The sequence below is a fragment of the Candidatus Methylomirabilis sp. genome, assembly GCA_036000645.1.
Lineage (GTDB): Bacteria > Methylomirabilota > Methylomirabilia > Methylomirabilales > JACPAU01 > JACPAU01.
Map to the genome: position 1 here is coordinate 1 of DASYVA010000032.1, position 3,796 is coordinate 3,796.

The 3,796-nt window shown below is 67.6% G+C and carries 5 protein-coding genes; all 5 read left to right on the plus strand.

Annotated features, from left to right (window positions below; all coding sequences use genetic code 11):
- Positions 1-1,488: 2-oxoacid:acceptor oxidoreductase subunit alpha (locus VGT06_01700; protein HEV8661846.1), on the plus strand; the 1,488-nt coding region annotated here is incomplete at its 5' end.
- A complete protein-coding gene (locus VGT06_01705) occupies positions 1,478-2,326 on the plus strand; it encodes a 2-oxoacid:ferredoxin oxidoreductase subunit beta (GenBank protein HEV8661847.1) in 849 nt (282 codons plus the stop codon). The genes VGT06_01700 and VGT06_01705, both read left to right, overlap by 11 nt.
- A gap of 147 nt (positions 2,327-2,473) precedes the next feature.
- Complete coding sequence (locus VGT06_01710) at positions 2,474-2,947, plus strand: peroxiredoxin (GenBank protein HEV8661848.1); 474 nt, start codon at positions 2,474-2,476, stop codon at positions 2,945-2,947.
- 157 nt (positions 2,948-3,104) lie between these two features.
- Positions 3,105-3,194 carry an AURKAIP1/COX24 domain-containing protein gene (locus VGT06_01715; GenBank protein ID HEV8661849.1) on the plus strand — a complete coding sequence of 30 codons (90 nt, stop codon included), beginning with the start codon at positions 3,105-3,107 and terminating at the stop codon, positions 3,192-3,194.
- Positions 3,195-3,567: 373 nt separating this feature from the next.
- On the plus strand, positions 3,568-3,796 hold a 229-nt coding region (locus tag VGT06_01720; protein HEV8661850.1), incomplete at its 3' end, for a hypothetical protein.

Sequence of the window (3,796 nt, forward strand, 5' to 3'; positions counted from 1 at the left end):
CGCCACACCCCCGAACTGAAGAAGGACGGGGTGCTGGTCTACGACTCCTCCGCCTTCACCCCCCCCGATGGCGACGGCTTCATCCGCTACGCCGTTCCCCTGACCGACCTCGCCAAGAAGGACGTGGGGCGGGCCCAGAGCAAGAACATGGTGGCCCTCGGGGTCCTGGGCCACCTGTTCGAGCTCCCCTACAAGGCCCTGGAGGAGGCGATCGCCAAGCGCTTCCAGGCGAAGGGGCAAAAGATCGTCGAGTCCAACCTGACCGCTCTGAAGGTCGGCTATGAGCACGTGACGCGCGAGGTCCAGAAGCGGGATCCCTTCAAGCTGCCGGAGGCGATCCCCCACGAGCGGATGGTCATCGCCGGCAACCAGGCGATCGCCCTGGGGGTGATGGCGGCGGGATGCCGGTTCGTGACCGGCTACCCGATCACCCCGGCCAGCGACATCCTGGAGGAGCTTGCCGAGGAGTTGCCCAAATTCGGCGGCACGGCCATCCAGGCCGAGGATGAGATGGCAGCCCTCGCCGCCTGCATCGGGGGGTCGTTCGCCGGCCAGAGGGTCTTCACCTGCACCTCGGGTCCCGGGTTCTCTCTCATGACCGAGCTCTTCAACCTCGCCTCCATGGCGGAGCTGCCGGTGGTCATCGCCGACGTCCAGCGGGCGGGCCCCTCCACCGGGATGCCGACGAAGGCGGAGCAGTCGGACCTCTTCCACGCCCTCTTCGGCGGCCACGGCGAGGCGCCCCGGGTCGTCCTGGCCACGGCGAACGTGGCGGACTGCTTTTCCCTGACGGTCCTCGCCTTCAATCTCGCCGAGAAGTACCAGCTCCCGGTCATCCTCATGTCGGACCAGGCCCTCTCCAGCCGGGCCGAGGGGATCGAGCCCATTGACCTGAGCAAGGTGAAGCTGGAGGAGCGGGTGAAGCCGACCCCCGAGCAGCTGCAGGCGTACAAGCGGTACGCCTTCACGGAGACGGGGGTCTCCCCCATGGCGATTCCGGGGGAGTCCGGGCCGGGTGGCGTCTACTGCGCCCGGGGCATCGAGCACGACGAGTACGGGATCCCCAATTATGAGCCCGCGATGCACCGGGAGATGACCCGGAAGCGCTTCCGAAAACTGGAGGCGATGCGAAGGGACCTGCCCCCACCGCCCGTGTACGGTCCTGCCGACGCCGACGTGGGGGTCATCGGCTGGGGCTCCACCGAGGGGGCCATCCGCGAGGCCCTGGGGCGAGCGGCTGAGAAAGGGATCAAGGCGGCTGGCCTCCACCTCCGGGTCCTGAACCCGCTTCAGGACGAGCCGATCCGGGCCTTCCTGAAGGGGAAGAAGCGGATCGTGATTCCCGAGATGAACTACAACGGGCAGCTGGCCCACCTGCTGCGGGCGCGGTACCTGATCGACCCGCTCCAGCTGGACATCTGCGAGGGCCGGCCCATCAAGGTCCTGGAGATTCTACAGGCGATTGAGGAGGCGGCACATGGCCACTAGGTCCCACGTGGAGTTCGCCGCGGAGTTGAAGCCCACCTGGTGCCCGGGCTGCGGGGACTACGGGGTCCTCTCCTGCATGTTCAAGGCCATGGCGGAGCTGGACCTGGCGCCGGAAAACGTGGCGCTGATCACGGGCATCGGCTGCAGCAGCCGGGTGGCAGGGTTCGTGAACACCTACGGCTTCAACGCGGTCCACGGCCGCGCGCTGCCGATGGCGCTCGGCGTGAAGATGGCCAACCCGAACCTGACGGTCATCGCGGCCGGCGGGGACGGGGACGGCTTCGCCATCGGGGGCGGCCACATCCCCCACATCGCCCGGAAGAACATCGACATCACCTACCTCGTCATGGACAACCAGAACTACGGGCTCACCAAGGGGCAGGTATCCCCCACCTCCATGCTGAGCTACGAGACCGGCACGACCCCGTACGGCTCGATCGAAATGCCGCTGAACCCCGTCGCGCTGGCCCTGACCTATGGGGCGACGTTCGTGGCCCGGGGGTACAGCAGCAACGTGAAGGAGACCACGGACCTCATCGCGAAGGGGATCACCCATCCCGGGTTCGCCTTCCTGCAGATCCTCTCCCCGTGCCCCGTCTTCAACAAGGTGGACACCTTCAAGGCCTTCTCCACCCGCATCCAGCCGATGCCGGAGGGCTGGGACCCGACCAACCGGCTCGCGGCCCTGACGCTCGCCCTGACGGAAGAAAAGGTCCACCTCGGCATCTTCTACCAGGTGGAGGTGCCCACCTACGAGGCTCGCTGGGAGGACCTGCGGGCAAAGTCGAAGGCCGAGGGGCACGCCAGCCTGGAGGCCCTCGTCCAGCGCTACCTGTAGCGTAGCACCGAACGCGACGCCCGCACCGAGGCCAGGGCCGGGCCTTTCGATCCCCACCCCAGCGAAACGGTGACCGGACTTCCCCGCGCTCCCCGACGGGGAGCGTTGCGCTCCGTCCGACCCGGCCCCCACGAAGGAGGACGAACCATGGCGGTAAAGGTGGGAGAGAAAGCCCCGGAGTTCACCCTGGTGGATACCGGGCTCAAGCCCCGCTCCCTGAGGGACTTCCTGGGGAAGACGACCGTCCTGGCCTTCTACCCGGCGGCGTTCACCGGGGTCTGCACCAAGGAGATGTGCACCTTCCGGGACAGCCTGGGCCAGCTCAACGGCATCGGGGCCCAGGTGGTGGGGATCAGCGCGGACACTCCTTTCTCCAACAAGGCCTTTGCCGAGCAAAACGGCCTCACCTTCCCGGTCCTGAGCGACTACAACCGGGAGGTCATCAAGGCCTTCGGCATCGCCTTCCCGGACCTGGCCGGGCTGAAGGGCCTCACGGTCGCCAAGCGCTCGGTCTTCGTGCTGGATAAGCAGGGGGTCGTCCGGTACGCCTGGGTCTCGGAGGACCCGAAGAAGGAGCCGGACTACGCCGAGGTTGCCAAGGCCGCCCAATCGCTGAAGTAGCGAGCCTCCGCCCGCGACGGCGACGCAGAAAATCCTTGCGGAGCGTGGGTGGGCGCTCTAGACTTTGCGAGCTGCACGAGAAGCGGGGGGAGCCGGGTGTGAGCCGGACCGCGGCCGGGCCGGCGGTGGGAGCGGGGCGGCGAAAGGGGGAGGGTGGGTGAGCAGCGTCGTCAAGAAGCGGCGCAAGAAGATCCGCAAGCATAAATATAAGAAGCTGCGGAAGCGGATGCGCCACAAGAAGAAGTAACCCCAGGGGCCGCAGGGAGGCCGGCAAAGACGGGTGCTCGGTGGCCTCCGGGCGACCCTGGTCGATCCCCCAAGGAGGAATACGGTCTCGTGATTGGGTGGGGGCACCCGGGGGAAACATACGGGCTGGCCTCCGATCCCATCGTGATGCCCGCCGTCGCGGAAGGAGTCCGCAGGCGCTGGGTGTCCGCCCGGTTTCCTGTCCGTCCGTACCTGTCCCACAGTTCGATCCCGCCCCAGGGACCAGGCCGCGTCGTTTCTGCCCGGTTTGCCCCACCCGAGGAGCGTGGAGCTCCGCGTCCCTCCTGCCGTCTCTGTGTCGGTCGTACCATCGTTGTTTCCTCGCGGCGAGTGGGTAGGGTGGAGGTGAGCCGGTGAGGAGGCGGCTGATCCGCCTTGGCGCCCTGCTGATGCTGGGAATCTGGGGAGGTGCCGTGCCCCTGGAGGGAGGCGTGGCCCTGGCCGCCCACATCCGCGTCCCAGCCAATGCCTTGCGGACCCCGGAGTACGGCTGGCTCGGCATCGGGATCCGGGACGTGGGGGAGGATCTCTCCTACGACCTGGCCGTGAAGTTCGGGATCCTGGAGGGGAGCGGAGTGCTGG

Bases quoted from the DNA above. Each gene is read 5' to 3' on its own strand.
- VGT06_01705 (HEV8661847.1), top strand. From the start codon at position 1,478: ATGGCCACTAGGTCCCACGTGGAGTTCGCCGCGGAGTTGAAGCCCACC.
- VGT06_01710 (HEV8661848.1), top strand. From the start codon at position 2,474: ATGGCGGTAAAGGTGGGAGAGAAAGCCCCGGAGTTCACCCTGGTGGAT.